Consider the following 15,769-nt stretch of genomic DNA (forward strand, 5'->3'; position numbering starts at 1 on the left):
TAAAAAACCGCTTGTTAACACCCTTAAAAAGGGTTAAATGGTAATTTAAACTTGCCTTTTTTCTTGCCTTTTTGAGTCATACCCGTCATTTGTTTCATCATTTTTTTCATGTCCTCAAACTGCTTCAACAGCCTGTTCACTTCAGGAACAGTTCTGCCGCTCCCTTTAGCTATACGCTTCCGTCTGCTTGAGTTGATGATTTCCGGGTGTTCTTTTTCTGCCTTTGTCATGGAGCGAATAATCGCTTCCACATGGCTGATTTGCTTTTCATCTACTTGGAGATTATCCAAGCCCTTGATTTTGTTGGCTCCTGGCATCATTTTCAGCAGCTCATCAAGAGGCCCCATGTTACGGACCTGTCCAAGCTGTTCTAAAAAGTCATCTAAAGTAAAGGAAGCTGTTTTCATTTTCATTTCCAGCTCTTTTGCCTTTTCTTCATCGACATTCATTTGCGCTTTCTCGATTAGGCTTAGCACATCACCCATTCCAAGAATACGTGATGCCATACGCTCTGGATGGAACGCCTCTAATGCATCCATCTTTTCACCCAAACCGACAAATTTAATCGGTGTTTGTGTAACAGAACGAATAGATAACGCTGCCCCGCCTCGAGTGTCACCATCTAGCTTCGTTAATACGACACCTGTCAGTCCAAGCTGCTCGTTAAAGCTGCTTGCCACATTGACTGCATCCTGACCTGTCATCGCATCAACTACAAGGAATATTTCATCTGGATTGGAAAGCTCTTTAATTTGCTTTAACTCGTCCATCAATGCTTCATCCACATGCAGACGACCTGCAGTATCGATTAACACATAATCATGATGGTCTTCTTTTGCTTTAGCAATCGCCTGTTTCGCAATCTCAACAGGGCTGACTTGATCTCCAAGTGAAAAAACAGGGAAATCGAGCTGCTTACCAAGTGTTTCGAGCTGCTTAATAGCCGCAGGACGATATATGTCTGCCGCAACAAGCAACGGCTTTCTATTATGCTTTTTACGCAGTAAATTAGCCAATTTCCCAGTTGTAGTTGTCTTACCGGCACCTTGCAAACCAACCATCATAATGACTGTCGGCGGACGGTTCGATACAGCAATCTTGCTTTGTTCTCCGCCCATCAGCTCCGTAAGTTCTTCTTTAACAACTTTAATGACCTGCTGTCCAGGAGTCAGACTTTTCATAACCTCTTGTCCAACAGCACGCTCACTGACTTTTTTAACAAACTCTTTGACTACCTTAAAGTTAACATCCGCCTCAAGCAATGCAAGTCGGACTTCACGCATCATTTCCTTAACATCCGCCTCATTTACTTTCCCTTTTCCGCGGATCTTTTGGATCGTATTCTGCAGTCGGTCAGCTAAACCTTCAAATGCCATTGCGCCGCCTCCTTAATCTAATTTCTCCAGCTCGCAAACTGCTTCCAGCAATGCTGAAACCGAAGGAGTATCATCCTTTAATAACTCTTTTATTTGAACAAAAAGAGTATTACGCTCTTGAAACTTTTGAAGTAAGAGTAATTTATTTTCATATTCTTCCAGCATTGCCTCAGTCCGTTTAATATTATCATAAACAGCTTGACGGCTAACGTCATATTCATCAGCAATTTCACCAAGAGAATAATCATCTAAATAATAAAGAGACATGTAACTTCGTTGCTTCGGTGTCAACAACGACTGATAGAAATCAAACAGATAATTCATTCGTGTTGTTTTTTCAAGCATCGAACAATACCTCCATGTTAAGTCAAACACCTTTACACCCTTATTGTACACACCAACAAAAAAGATGTCAACAGAAAAGCGGAAGGCGCCTGCTTATCGGCGACTAGCATAAGACGAGGTGGCCGAGAAGGGGTGCTCTTCCCCCTTCTTGGACAGCTTGGCTTATGACCTCGAGCCGATGGCGCCTGCAGCTGGATCAACAGAAAAGCGGAAGGCGCCTGCTTATCGGCGACTAGCATAAGACGAGGTGGCCGAGAAGGGGTGCTCTTCCCCCTTCTTGGACAGCTTGGCTTATGACCTCGAGCGGAAGACGACCGTTTAGCGGCGGAGAAACTGGAGGGCCTTGACTGAGATAAAGAGGAAACACGGCAAACAGAGTGAAGTGATGTTGACTTATCGCAGGGATGCGGAGATGCCCTGTTTATCCACATACGCACTGATACAATCCTATAAGTTAATTAGAAACATCAGCACACTCCTAAACAAAAAAAGCCCCGCTTAAGCTTTAGGAAAGCTTCAAGCAGGACTATTGTTTAAGCGGGTATGCCCGCTTCCTTATTATATCTTGACCATCTGTTAAGAATCATTACACCTGCTGTGATTAACAGGATTGGAATAATGATGGAGAGAAGGGAAACTACTCCGACGATAATGAATAGAATACCGCTTGTACGAGGCATTTTATTCATCATAATTACGCTAAACAAAGTTGCTGCGCAAGCAATTATGGAGAAGATAACAGGAAGCAACAGGAATTTTTTTCCTGCAACAATCAACTCATCAGCAAATTCCTCTCCTGTACTAGGAATGTTTTCGAGTCCTAAATCTTCTTGGTATGCAGGATCTGTATTATATGCATCTATTAAAGAATCTCTCAGAATATCCACCTTATCTATTTGCGTATAAAACACTAACGAAAGGAGAAATCCAATTAACAATAAAACAAACGAAACTATGCCTAAAATTCTTGGCGCTCTCAAATTAAGACTCATCTAAAAAAATCACCTCAAGTTTTATGTATGTAACCTCTTTCACAAAAAGGATTACACCCCTATGATAACATACTTTCTCTAGTACGTTCTTCTTATTTTTTGTTAATTATTCCAATATATAACAAAAAAAAGATCTCTTTATCAATGGTTTGACAAAAAGATCTTTAGTCCACTATATGTGGAATAAGATGATTAGGCTAGCTGTAATTCCCATCATTAGGGCACCGATTATTTTCATCCGTATTCCAGAAAGGCTGCGCAAAAATAGATTTTCCTCTTCTAATGTTATTGGATACGCTTCTTCCTCTAGCAGCCCTTTTTGTCCTAGCATATTGCCAAGATGCCATACGGAACTGCGTTGAACAAGTCGGCCTTTAATAGACAGAAACGCTCCAAACAACATGATAGTTATGAGAATCAGCTGTATGAACACATTATGTTCCTCCTTGCTTTCTTATCATATTTTGCACAGTCTTATTATCTGCCTTGCTGTTGTTTTTATAACACAAAAAAAGCTGTGCAGATATCACAGTAACGGGATGTCTGCACAGCTTTTGCTTATTCTTCCTCCGCTTCAACCAAATTGGAAAATAAGCCGTATACGTATTTTTCTGCGTCAAAGTTTTGTAAGTCGTCCATCTTTTCACCAAGTCCGACTAATTTAACTGGTATTTGCAGCTCATTGCGGATAGCTAGCACAATTCCACCTTTTGCTGTGCCATCAAGCTTAGTAAGCACGATTCCGCTTACGTTAGTCGCTTCTTTGAAAGTCTTCGCTTGAATAAGTGCATTTTGTCCTGTTGTTGCATCAAGCACTAGAAGCACTTCATGTGGAGCACCAGGGATTTCTCTTTCAATTACGCGTTTTACTTTTTCTAATTCATTCATAAGGTTAACTTTGTTTTGCAGTCTTCCAGCCGTATCACAAAGGAGGATATCTGCATTTCTTGATTTTGCAGCCTGCACAGCATCGTACATAACCGCTGCAGGATCGGAGCCGGCAGCTTGCTTAATAACATCCACTCCAGCACGCTCTCCCCATACTTCAAGCTGTTCAATGGCACCTGCACGGAACGTATCTCCTGCTGCAAGTACAACCTTTTTGCCTTCTGATTTATATCGGTGGGCGAGCTTGCCGATAGTTGTCGTCTTACCGACTCCATTTACACCAACAAAAAGAATGACAGTCAACCCGTCTTGCTGAACATTTATGGCAGAAGTTTCTTCCTCACCATTTTGATAGATAGCTACTAGCTTCTCTGAAATAACGGATTGTACTTCTCTCGGATCTTGTATATTCCTTTTTTTCACTTCGCTCTTCAGCTCGTCGATTAATTCCATTACTGTCTCAAAGCCGACATCTGCTCCGATAAGAATTTCTTCTAATTCTTCAAAAAAGTCCTCATCCACTTTGCGGTATCTGGACACTAAATCATTCACTTTATCGGAGAAATTACTTCTAGTTTTTGCAAGTCCATCTTTGAATTTTTCCGTAACCGTATTTGTCTGCAGAGACATTTTTTCTTTTAGCTTTTTGAAGAAACTCATTTGATTCCCACTTTCTCATTTAAAGTTGATTGATTATGTTGCAACAAGCTCACTTGTTTCACTTAAGCGAACAGAAACAAGCTTTGATACGCCTGATTCTTGCATTGTCACACCATATAGGACATCTGCTTCTTCCATTGTCCCTTTTCGGTGTGTAATAACAATGAATTGCGTTTCACTGCTGTAAGACTTCAGATAAGAACTGAATCTGAATACATTTGCTTCATCAAGGGCCGCTTCCACTTCATCAAGTATGCAAAACGGCACGGGACGAACCTTTAATATCGCAAACAACAAGGCAATTGCAGTCAAGGCTCTTTCTCCGCCTGATAGCAAGCTTAAGTTCTGCAATTTTTTCCCTGGAGGCTGTGCGACAATCTCTACACCTGTGTTCAGTAAATCGTCTGGATTTGTCAAACGCAATGCTGCATGACCGCCGCCAAACAACCGCTGGAACACGCCTTCAAAATGGCCTTGAATTCCTTCGAACGTTTGCTGGAACCGTTTTTTCATTTCGTCATCCATTTCGTCAATTACTTGGTAAAGGGTATCTTTTGCCTCTTCCAGGTCGGTCTTTTGCTCAAGAAGAAAATCATATCTTTCAGATATTCTTTCATATTCCTCTATCGCCCCAAGGTTAACTGTTCCAAGCTCTTCCATAGCCAGCTTAATCAGCTTCACTTTTTTACGGGCATCTTCTAATTCCATTGTTAGAGGATACTCTTCCTTCGCTCCCTCAAATGTCATCATGTATTCTTCTCTTAAGTTAGTGAGTCTTGAATCAAGTTCTACATCAATTCTGTTTAATTTTACTTCCTCGTCTTTAAGAGCTTGTACCATACCACGGTGTATGCGGCGTGTTTCCTTTACATCAAGATCGAGTTCATCAAGCTGCATTTGGAGCTGCAGGCGTTCTGCGCGGCGCTCGCCAATCAACTGAATAGCAGCAGCCTTCTCCTGCTGTTTTTTTTCAGCAGCATCCTCTAGATGCTCTTCACCTGAATGACTGTCTGTCATTTCAGATGTCAGCAGCTCGAGGTCTTCCTTCACAAGCTGCCATTTAGCTTCTGACTCTTCTAAATCAGAAGTTACCGTAGCCAGCTTTTCTGTTGCGTTGGAAAGCTGTTCTTTTTTTGCAGCGAAGGCTACTCTCAACTCGCCAATAGACTCTGCAACTTGTTCTCTTGATTGGCTTTGTTGATTTTTCTGTTCGGTCAATTGAGCAATCTCCTGCTCAAGTGCTTGAATGTTTTGCACAAACTCGCCAAGCTTTTCGTTCAGAAGCATTTTCCTGTCCTTTAAAGCTTGCTGTTCATCAAGGTAATCTGCCTTATTACGATCATATTGGGACAGCTTCTCATTCATTGTTCTTTCTTCGAATTCAATCTCTCTCTGTTCATCTTTAATGGATTGAATGGAGAAACGGATATCCTCTTGCTTTAATCGCAGTTCTTCTAACGCTGCGCTTTCTTCTTGCGTGGTGTTTTTCCCTTTTTTAAGCTGGTCCTCCAACTTTAAAGATGTCTTTTCCATCTCAAAGATTTTTGTCTTCAAGTCTTCCAATTCACCTTTACGTGTAAGAATGCTCGCTGACTTTTGCTTGATGGCTCCTCCTGTCATGGAGCCGCCAGGATTAACGATTTCTCCTTCTAGCGTGACAAATCTTGACCTATATTGCAGTGCCTTTGCCATTTCATTAGCGCCTTTTAAGTCTTTTGTGATAATGACATTTCCTAATAAATTCCCCATAATATCTTGGTACTTTGAATCATAGGAAATTAAGTCAGCTGCAACTCCGATAAAGGAGGAATGGCCTTGTACTAACCGAAGCTGAGATTCAGACAGCTTTTTGCCCTTAATAATGCTCATTGGCAAAAACGTTGCTCTGCCGTAGCCGTTTTTCTTTAAATAGGCGATTGCCTGGCGTGCATGCTGTTCTGCTTCCACAACTAGATGCTGCATGCTACCGCCTAAAGCAATTTCAATGCTGACATTATACTCTTTCGGAACGTTCATTAATTCTGCAACAGCACCATGTATCCCAGTAAGCGCCTTGTCTCTTGCCTTAAGAACTTCCTTAACACCTTGGAAAAACCCAGCATAGTCGTCCTCAAGCTCCTCAAGCATCTCTTTTCTTGATTTCGCCTGTTGAATGAACTGGTATGATTGATACAGCGATTTTTCAATTTTTTGGACTTTTGCCTTCATTTCATCCACTGCTAGCTGTTTTTGCTCGTATCCAGCAGCACTGTTTGCCAATTCTGCTTCTAATTCAGCCAATCTTGCCGTAATGCGGGCTTTCTCTGCCACAATCCGTGCTCTTTCCGACGTGAATTTTGCATTATCTTCATCTAGAAGAGAGGTTTTCCGAGTTTGTGATTCCAGCTGCTGGGTGATATAGCTGCTTTCGTTTTTTGAGGCAGCTTGTTCATTCAGCAACTCGATATAATCACTTTTCAAGGATTCAATTTTTTCTTCAAGATTAACATTATAAAGCTGCATTTTCTTTTCGTTGACTTTTAGCTCTTCCTCAATCTGGGTTGCTTCGCTCTTAAGCTGAGTCACTGAAAGAAGATGCTCCTCTTTTTGCTGCTTTAATAAAGATACTTTCTCTTCCAGCTCTGCCTTGCTTTTTTCAAGTTGTCCTCTGTTTTGTGCAGCGTTCTTTTTCCGTTCTTTCAGTACTTCTTTTCTGCCTTCAAGCTTTTCCAGTTCTTCACTTACAAGGAGCAGCACTTGCTGAAGGTCATTGATGGATTCATCCAATGCAGAAACGTCGTTCTTCCATTCTTCCATCTTAGCTTCCTTGCTTTGCAGCATAGAAAGAAGTTGGAGCTCTTTTTCCTTGTAGCCTTCAAGCTGTGCTGAAATAGCTTCGAACTTTTGATGAGCTTCCTCTATATCATGAACCATTAGCGCTACTTCAATTTGTTCAAGATTTTCCTTATGGTCAAGATACTCCTTAGCCATAGAGCTTTGAATCTTCAGCGGCTCGACTTGCCCTTCCAGCTCGTGGAGAATATCATTCACCCTGTTTAGATTCTCTTGTGTTTCTACAAGCTTGCCTTCTGCTTTCTTTTTTCTTGTCTTATATTTAAGCACACCAGCAGCTTCTTCAAAGATGGAGCGGCGATCCTCTGCCTTGCTGTTAAGGATTTCTTCCACTTTCCCTTGGCTGATAATCGAAAAAGCTTCTCTTCCAAGCCCTGAGTCCATAAATAACTCAATAATATCTTTCAGCCTGCAGGACTGCTTATTGATTAAATATTCGCTTTCCCCTGAGCGATAAACCCTTCTGGTTACACTCACCTCGTGATAGTCTAGCGGGAGAAACTGATCATCATTTTCAAGTGTTAAGGTTACTTCCGCAAAATTAACTGCCTTTCTGGAATCACTGCCCGAGAATATGACATCCTCCATCTTACTTCCTCTGAGGCTTTTGGCAGATTGTTCTCCTAATACCCAGCGAATTGCATCTGTTATATTGCTTTTACCGCTTCCATTTGGTCCCACCACTGCGGTCACACCTGGCACAAAATCCACTGCAATTCGATCAGCAAATGATTTAAAACCAACAACATCCAACCGTTTTAAAAACACTTACCTCACCTCCTAAACCCCTTTACTTTTTTGCATCATCTCTAGTTGTCTTTGGTTATTAAGAAAGCAAAGAATCAACAGTGATTTCGCTTTCTTCTTATAGGTGCTTTTATCAGTTTTTATCTGTCTTAGCATCTTTTGTCTTCAGCATAGTTAACGACATCTGTGCTGCATGCTGTTCTGCTTCTTTTTTAGAGCGTCCTGTTCCAGTTCCTAACTCCATATCATTTAAGAACACTTGGGATACGAACTCCCTGTTATGAGCAGGACCTTTTTCTTGCAGAATTCGATAGGAAATAGTCCCAACTGCGTCTCGTTGGACAAATTCCTGAAGCTGACTCTTAAAATCCATCACATGAGAAAAAGCACCGGAATTAATCTTCGGAAACACGACTTTCTCAAGGAAGACAACAACCTGCTCCAGTCCTTGATCCAGGTAAAGAGCTCCGATAAATGCCTCAAAAACATCCGCTAGAAGAGCTGGACGAGCTCGCCCTCCTGTCATTTCCTCTCCCTTGCCAAGCAAGACAAACTTGCCGAACGATTGATCATTAGCAAAAGAAACAAGTGACGGTTCACAAACAATTGCTGCCCGCAGCTTCGTCAGCTCACCTTCGCTCATCATCGGGAATTTCTTAAAGAGGAATTGAGAAACGGTAAGTTCTAATACTGCATCTCCTAGAAATTCGAGTCTTTCATTGTCTTCATGAGGCTTTCTGCGATGCTCATTCACATATGATGAATGAGTAAATGCTTGTTTTAACAATTTTTCGTTTTCAAACTGGATGCCCAGATTTTCTTGCAATTCTTTTAATTTTTTATCATTTGGACGTGTATGTCTCTTATCTTTTCCGTTGCCTCGCATTTTGCCTCCACCTTAGCACTAAGTTTACATATCAATAATAAGTTTAAGTAAAACAGATAAAAAACGCAAAGAAACTTGGAAAGTTTTTTCTCTCCAAGCCGTTCCTTTCAGATAGGCTGTCTTTTATATGCGCTTTTTGCTTATGAAATCCTTATTATTTTAAACTAACTTTCAGCCATTTGCCAGCATTTTTCTAACAGAGGCTTGTATAAGGTTCCATGCAAAAGTGCGCTGTACATTTTAATAAACTTCGACAGCATTAATTTCCCTATTTTTTTGCAATCTAAAAGCCCCGCTATTTAACGGAGCTTTTATTGGTTGGATTAACGATTACCTATGTAATTAACAGCATCTCCTACTGTTACAATCTTTTCAGCATCGTCGTCAGAAATCTCCATGTCGAACTCATCTTCAAGTTCCATAACAAGTTCTACTACATCTAGAGAATCTGCTCCTAGGTCATCTTTGAAAGAAGCTTCAGGCTTAACTTCTGACTCTTCAACTCCAAGACGATCAACAACGATTTTCGTTACGCGTTCTAATACATCTGACATTCTAGTCACCTCCCCTCAATGATTATAGAGCATTTCGAGCAAATAATAAATGCTCTTTTTATTACAAATGAAAAATATGCTGAAATAAGCTTTACGTTAAAGTATTTCTTGATTGCATCATTTTTATTAATATCAGCATATTTCAAATTTATTACATATACATACCGCCATCAATGTGGATTGTTTGCCCTGTAATATAGCCGCTCTCATCAGAAGCTAAAAATACAACTGCATTTGCGATATCATCCGGATCGCCGAATTTCGCAAGGGGAATTTGCGAAAGCATCGCATTTTTCACATCTTCTGGCAGTTTATCCGTCATATCTGTTGTGATGAACCCAGGTGCAACTGCATTTACAGTAATATTTCGTGCTGCAAGCTCTTTAGCAGTTGTTTTCGTTAAGCCGATAACTCCTGCTTTTGCTGCTACGTAGTTTGCTTGCCCGGGATTACCTGTTACACCGACAATGGAAGTAATGTTAATAATTCTTCCTTTTCTTTGCTTCATCATTTGTCTTGTAACACCCTTCGTGCAATGGAAGACGCCCTTCAAATTCGTGTTGATAACATCATCCCACTCTGATTCTTTCATGCGCATCAAAAGGTTATCTCTTGTAATACCAGCATTGTTCACAAGAATGTCCAGGCTTCCAAAGTGAGCAATTGTTTCTTTTATCATCTCAGCTACAGATTCGCCGTTTGAAACATCGCATTGGATTGCAATCGCATCTTTGCCAAGCTGTTTGATTTCCTCAACAACTTCATTAGCAAGAGCTGCACTTCCTGCGTAATTGACAGCTACGTTAGCTCCTTCTTTCGCAAGTTTTAAAGCAATCGCACGGCCGATTCCTCTAGACCCGCCTGTTACTAACGCTGTTTTACCATCTAGTTTCATATTATTCGTCTCCTTTTAACGCTGCTGCAACACTGTTGCTAGTTTCTTCATCATACACAGAATAAATGCGCACATTCCGGTCAATTTTCTTCACTAAGCCTGCCAACACTTTCCCAGGTCCAATCTCGATAAATGTATCAACACCTAATTCTATCATTTTTTGGATAGAATCCTCCCATAGAACAGAGGAATAAAGCTGTTCGATTAATTTTTCTTTGATTTCTGTTTTTGCGGAAAGTGGTGCTGCTGTTACGTTTGCAATTACAGGAATCTCTGCGTCGTTCATAGACAGTTCATCAAGGACGGATGCGAATCTTTCCGCAGCAGGCTTCATTAACTCAGAATGGAAAGGCCCGCTTACTTCCAACGGTATCGCCCGTTTTGCGCCAGCTGCTTTTGCTTGTTCAGAAGCAAGCTCAACACCTTTAACTGTTCCAGAAATAACGATTTGACCTGGACAATTCAGGTTAGCAAGCTGTACTGCGTTTCCTTCACTTGAAACAGCCTCTGTAACCTCTGTTAACTTACCGCGCTCAAGTCCCAAGACTGCAGCCATTGCCCCTTGTCCTGCCGGTACTGCTTCCTGCATGTATTCCCCTCTTTTGCGGACAGCATAAACTGCATCCTCAAAGGATAGAACATTAGCAGCCACTAAAGCAGAATATTCACCTAGGCTGTGACCTGCTACAAAATCTGCTTGAATTCCATGCTTTTTAAAGTGCTCAAGCAGTGCTGTACTTGCTGTAAGCAATGCAGGCTGTGTATTTTGTGTTAATGTCAGCTCTTCTTTAGGGCCTTCAAAGATAATGGAAGATAAAGAAAAACCTAATCTTTCATCTGCTTTTTTAAAAATTTCACCGGCAGGTTCAAAATTTGCCGCTAAATCCTTGCCCATTCCAACAGATTGGGAGCCTTGGCCTGGAAACATAAAAGCTATTTTACTCATTACCATCTTTCCTTTCTATGCTGGTTTGCTTGTTTTAGCATTACCCTTCATTTTCAATCGTTGTCTTGATAGTGCCGATTACTTCAGACTTTACAACATCTCTTGTCTGTCTGATGGCGTTGTATATCGCGTTGCTGTCAGAAGATCCGTGAGCTTTAATAACAGGGGCGTTAAGACCAAACAATGCTGCACCGCCATACTCAGAGTAGTCAAGCTTGTTCTTCAAGCCCCTTAGCTCCGGTTTCATTGCACCTGCTGCAAGCTTTGTCTTTAAACTGCTTGTCATTACTTCTTTAAGCATCTTAAACATGGACAATGCTGTTCCTTCAATAGTCTTAAGGACCATATTCCCAGTAAATCCGTCTGTTACAACAACATCACAGACACCGTCAAGCAAATCTCTTGCTTCAACATTCCCGATAAAGTTGATAGGGGCATTTTTTAACTCTTCAAAGGTTTTCTTCGTTAAGTCATTTCCTTTTTTCTCTTCTGTTCCGATATTTAAAAGCCCAACTCGCGGCTCGGCAATTCCAAGGGCTTTCTCCATATAGATACTTCCCATTATCCCGTATTGCACAAGATGCTCCGGTTTAGCATCTACATTTGCACCAACGTCAAGTAGCAAAAAGCCATCTCCGCCTATCGTTGGGAGTGTCGGTGCTAAAGCTGGTCTTTCAATGCCATTTATTCTGCCAACGACAAAAAGGCCTGTTGCCATCAATGCGCCTGTATTTCCTGCTGAAATAAAAGCATCGGCTTTTTGTTCCTTTACTTCATTTGCACATAAAACCATGCTGGCATTTTTCTTTCTTCGCACTGCCCGTGCAGGTTCATCTGTAGCAAGTATTTGTTCTTCCGTATGTAAAATAGATATTCTTTCTTTCTCCGTCAAGAAGGGATTAATTTGTTTTTCGTCACCAACAAGCAGAATTTCGATATCTGGAAAAGCTTGAACAGCTTTTATAGCACCAGCGACAATTTCCTTTGGTGCGTTATCTCCGCCCATTGCATCTAACGCAATTCTCATAATAATTTCTCCCAGTTATTTATTTTTTGACCGGTACATTTCAAAATGACCTTTAAAAACAAGTTCAGACTGCACATAACTGTTTACTTCGACTGTTGTTCTGCCACTTTTCTCGTCAATATTTGTTACTTTTGCTTTTGCGATGATACGTTCACCTAAATTGACAGAAGATGTAAAGTGGATATTAGCTTTAGCAGTAAGAGCCAAGTCATCATCTATTAAAGCAACAGCTAAAGAATTCGCCTGTGCAAACAAATGATGCCCTCTGGCAATACCGTTCCGCTTGAAAACATGCTCTGGCATGATTTCTAGCATAGATATAGCGTTGCTGTCTAATTCGACATCTATAATTTCTCCGATTACCTCTTCAATCGGCAATGATTTCACTTCATCCTCTAGTGTCTTCGTCGCAACCGTTTTTATCCTTTCCCTCAGCTCAGGAATGGATAATTCTAAACGATCTAATCTGATTGTCTGCACACTAACCGAAAATTTTTCCGCCAATTCTTCATCTGTAATGAAAGGTGTTTCTTTTATTGTTTGTACTAACAATGATTGCCGTTCTTTTTTGCTTCTTCTCATCTGCAACACCGTCCGCGCTATTAAGACTAGGTACTAATAGTAGTATATAATAAATAAAAGGCAGATTGCAAGCTGTAACTTTGCAATCTGCCTTTCTTCCATTCTCGTTTTAATCCAGTTTTTCTCCTGACATTACTCCCGTACGCTCGAGCATCTCCCTTAAAATGCGGTATTCATCAGACTCCCAAAACGCCTTCGAGTCGACAAGAACAGCGGCGTCATTTCTGGCTGTTTCAAGAACTCGATAGTCATGAACCATATCTGCCATCTTAAATTCTGGCACACCGCTTTGCTTCCTGCCAAAAAAGTCACCTGGGCCTCTAAGCTCCAAGTCTTTTTCGCTCAAAACAAACCCGTCGTTTGTTTCCGTCATAATTTTCATTCGTTCTTTTCCAACATCCGTTTTCGGATCTGCTATTAGCACACAATATGATTGAGCATCGCCCCGGCCGACACGGCCTCTAAGTTGGTGCAGCTGTGACAGACCGAATCTTTCTGCATCATAAATGAGCATGAATGTAGCATTTGGAACATTTACACCAACCTCGACTACTGTTGTGCTGACAAGAATCTGTGTTTCATTTTCGCTGAATTCCTTCATAATGGCATCCTTTTCAACTGCAGGAAGCTTGCCGTGCATGAGTCCAACCTTATAACGGTCTTGGAAAAAGGTCGCCAATGTTGTATGCACATCGATTGCATTTTGCACATCCAGCTTCTCTGATTCTTCTATCAGCGGACAAATGACATATGCTTGTCTTCCTTGGGAGAGCTCTTTCTCCATGAATTGCAGTATTCGTGTCAGCATATCATGTTTCACCCAGTATGTTTCAATCGCTTTTCGCCCTGCCGGCATCTCATCAATAATACTTACATCCATTTCTCCAAAAGCTGTAATCGCAAGCGTTCTTGGAATCGGTGTCGCTGTCATAAAGAGAACATCTGGACTTGACCCTTTCTCTCTCAGCACTCTGCGCTGTTCAACACCGAAGCGATGCTGCTCATCTGTAATAACAAGACCAAGTGATTGGAATTCGACATCGTCTTGTATAAGGGCATGCGTGCCGACTAAGATGTGTATATTTCCTTCTTTCAGCTCGCTTAAAAGTTCTCGTCTTTTTTTTCCTTTGACAGAGCTTGTCAGCAAAGCAACTCGGATTCCTACTTTTGAAAACATGGACGTAAGTGATTCTGCATGCTGCTCTGCCAAAATTTCAGTTGGAACCATTAAAGCACCTTGATGACCTGCAAGAATGGTTGCATACAAAACGATGGCAGCTACAACCGTCTTCCCAGAGCCTACATCTCCCTGTAAAAGCCGATTCATACGGTAATGACTTTTCATATCTTTTAATATCTCATTTACAACCCTTTTTTGTGCGCTCGTAAGGGGAAACGGCAGACCGTTAATGAAATCCATCAGCATATCAAGCTTATATTCCTGCTTCATTCCTTGCGAGTTTTCGCGCTCGTGCTTCCGCAATGCCTGCATTTTTAATTGAAACAGCAAGAATTCTTCGTAAACAAACCGCCTTCTAGCAAGCTTTAACTCTTCTCTACTAGGCGGAAAGTGGATGATTCGCAGTGCGTCACTTCTTCTCATCAGCTTATATTTCGCTAAAAGTGAATCTGGAAAAATTTCTTCTATTTCCTGCTCGAATTGAGTGAGCGCTGCTGAAATGTATTTCCTTAAAGCTTTAACCGTTATACTTCCTCTTACCGTATAAACAGGCTCAAAGTCTTGGGCTTTTTGGTTACTGCCGACTTGCAGATGTGTTGCCGTTATTGTTTGCCGGTGCTGATCCCATTTACCTGTAACGGTAATCAGCTCTCCTAGAGCCAGCTTGTTTTTTAAATAATGCTGGTTAAAAAAGACAGCACTAATTAAAACATTGCCTATTAGCACTTTCACCGTTAATCGGGATTTTTTGCGTCCGTGAAAGATTAGGGAAGGTTCACTATGGACCTTCCCTTCTACTGTCACCTTTTCTTCATGCTTCATATCTTCTGGATTACGGACACGAAAATCTTCATAACGATAAGGGAAATATTCAAGCAAATCATAAATCTTGTGAATTCGCATATCTTCTAACTGTTTTCTTGTCTCAGGTCCGACGCCTTTTAGCTGGTCCAATGGAAGATTTAAATTTTTATTCACTTTCCTGCTGCAGCATTACCGAAGATTTCTGCTTCCAGTCTCCGGCCAGTTGGTGTTGCTGCCAACCCTCCTTGCGCTGTTTCTCTTAAGCTTGACGGCATACTTAGACCAATGCGGTACATAGCATCGATAACTTCATCACACGGAATTCTGCTTGTAATTCCTGCAAGCGCCATATCTGCTGCTATCATCGCATTTGCTGCTCCCATTGCATTTCTTTTCACACATGGAACTTCCACTAGTCCAGCAACTGGGTCACATACTAGTCCAAGCATATTTTTTAACGTGATTGCCATCGCATTAGCGCTTTGTTCTGGCGTGCCTCCTGCCATTTCTACAATAGCTGCCGCTGCCATACCTGCAGCTGATCCGACTTCCGCTTGGCAGCCTCCAGCTGCACCAGAGATAGACGCATTGTTTGCAACAACAAACCCGAATGCTCCTGATGTAAATAAAAAGTTAAGCATTTGCTCCCTAGTTGGATTCAGTTTGTTTTTCACTGCAAATAATGTTCCTGGAACAACGCCAGCAGAGCCTGCTGTCGGAGTCGCACAAATCATTCCCATTGCCGCGTTCACTTCATTTGTTGCAACCGCTTTGCTGACAGCATCAAGGATTACTTCACCTGACAGGAAGTTGCCCTTATTTATATACTCTTGCATAAGCACTGCGTCTCCGCCAGTTAAGCCTGAATGGGAAACAACACCGTTAAGCCCTCGTTCAACTGCCTGCTCCATCACTGTTAAATTTGTATCCATTTGGGCAATAACTTGTTCCCTTGTTTTTCCTGTAATTTCTATCTCTTGCTCAATCATTATTTCTGAGATGGGCTTATTTTGCGTGTTTGCCATCTCTACAAGTTCCGCTACATTTCGAAACAT

14 protein-coding genes are annotated in these 15,769 nt (G+C 41.4%); all 14 read right to left on the minus strand.

Annotated features, from left to right (window positions below; genetic code table 11):
• Window positions 1-23: 23 nt before the first annotated feature.
• The 14 genes from ffh to sdaAA all read right to left on the minus strand — a co-directional run bounded on the left by ffh (window position 24) and on the right by sdaAA (window position 15,769).
• Window positions 24-1,376, minus strand: a complete 1,353-nt coding sequence (ffh, locus tag LXM54_RS07480) for a signal recognition particle protein (RefSeq protein WP_233314421.1) — start codon at window positions 1,374-1,376, stop codon at window positions 24-26.
• Between the two features lie 12 nt (window positions 1,377-1,388).
• Complete coding sequence (locus tag LXM54_RS07485) at window positions 1,389-1,721, minus strand: putative DNA-binding protein (protein WP_233314422.1); 333 nt, start codon at window positions 1,719-1,721, stop codon at window positions 1,389-1,391.
• 533 nt (window positions 1,722-2,254) lie between these two features.
• Complete coding sequence (locus LXM54_RS07490; protein ID WP_233314423.1) at window positions 2,255-2,713, minus strand: DUF4064 domain-containing protein; 459 nt, start codon at window positions 2,711-2,713, stop codon at window positions 2,255-2,257.
• Window positions 2,714-2,885: 172 nt separating this feature from the next.
• Entirely contained in the window at window positions 2,886-3,146 is a 261-nt protein-coding gene (locus tag LXM54_RS07495) for a hypothetical protein (RefSeq protein ID WP_233314424.1), read from the minus strand.
• Window positions 3,147-3,271: 125 nt separating this feature from the next.
• Window positions 3,272-4,261, minus strand: coding sequence for a signal recognition particle-docking protein FtsY (gene ftsY / locus LXM54_RS07500; RefSeq protein ID WP_233314425.1), 990 nt, complete (start codon window positions 4,259-4,261; stop codon window positions 3,272-3,274).
• Window positions 4,262-4,294: 33 nt separating this feature from the next.
• Window positions 4,295-7,861, minus strand: coding sequence for a chromosome segregation protein SMC (gene smc, locus LXM54_RS07505; RefSeq protein ID WP_233314426.1), 3,567 nt, complete (start codon window positions 7,859-7,861; stop codon window positions 4,295-4,297).
• 112 nt (window positions 7,862-7,973) lie between these two features.
• The gene (gene rnc, locus LXM54_RS07510) at window positions 7,974-8,726 is read right to left on the minus strand and encodes a ribonuclease III (protein WP_233314427.1); all 753 of its coding nucleotides are present in this window, start codon (window positions 8,724-8,726) and stop codon (window positions 7,974-7,976) included.
• Between the two features lie 323 nt (window positions 8,727-9,049).
• Entirely contained in the window at window positions 9,050-9,280 is a 231-nt protein-coding gene (locus LXM54_RS07515) for an acyl carrier protein (RefSeq protein ID WP_185766980.1), read from the minus strand.
• A gap of 151 nt (window positions 9,281-9,431) precedes the next feature.
• Window positions 9,432-10,175 carry a 3-oxoacyl-[acyl-carrier-protein] reductase gene (gene fabG / locus LXM54_RS07520; protein ID WP_233314428.1) on the minus strand — a complete coding sequence of 248 codons (744 nt, stop codon included), beginning with the start codon at window positions 10,173-10,175 and terminating at the stop codon, window positions 9,432-9,434.
• A gap of 1 nt (window position 10,176) precedes the next feature.
• Window positions 10,177-11,121 (minus strand): ACP S-malonyltransferase, encoded by a 945-nt coding sequence (gene fabD / locus LXM54_RS07525; protein ID WP_233314429.1) that lies wholly within the window; start codon window positions 11,119-11,121, stop codon window positions 10,177-10,179.
• A gap of 40 nt (window positions 11,122-11,161) precedes the next feature.
• The gene (gene plsX / locus LXM54_RS07530; protein ID WP_233314430.1) at window positions 11,162-12,148 is read right to left on the minus strand and encodes a phosphate acyltransferase PlsX; all 987 of its coding nucleotides are present in this window, start codon (window positions 12,146-12,148) and stop codon (window positions 11,162-11,164) included.
• Between the two features lie 15 nt (window positions 12,149-12,163).
• Window positions 12,164-12,730, minus strand: a complete 567-nt coding sequence (gene fapR / locus LXM54_RS07535; protein ID WP_233314431.1) for a transcription factor FapR — start codon at window positions 12,728-12,730, stop codon at window positions 12,164-12,166.
• 109 nt (window positions 12,731-12,839) lie between these two features.
• Window positions 12,840-14,888, minus strand: coding sequence for an ATP-dependent DNA helicase RecG (gene recG, locus LXM54_RS07540; protein ID WP_233314432.1), 2,049 nt, complete (start codon window positions 14,886-14,888; stop codon window positions 12,840-12,842).
• On the minus strand, window positions 14,885-15,769 hold the full coding sequence (gene sdaAA / locus LXM54_RS07545; protein ID WP_233314433.1) for an L-serine ammonia-lyase, iron-sulfur-dependent, subunit alpha: 885 nt from the start codon (window positions 15,767-15,769) through the stop codon (window positions 14,885-14,887). The genes recG and sdaAA overlap by 4 nt, the downstream gene beginning before the upstream one ends.

This window comes from Bacillus sp. Au-Bac7 (assembly GCF_021341655.1).
GTDB lineage: Bacteria > Bacillota > Bacilli > Bacillales > Cytobacillaceae > Niallia.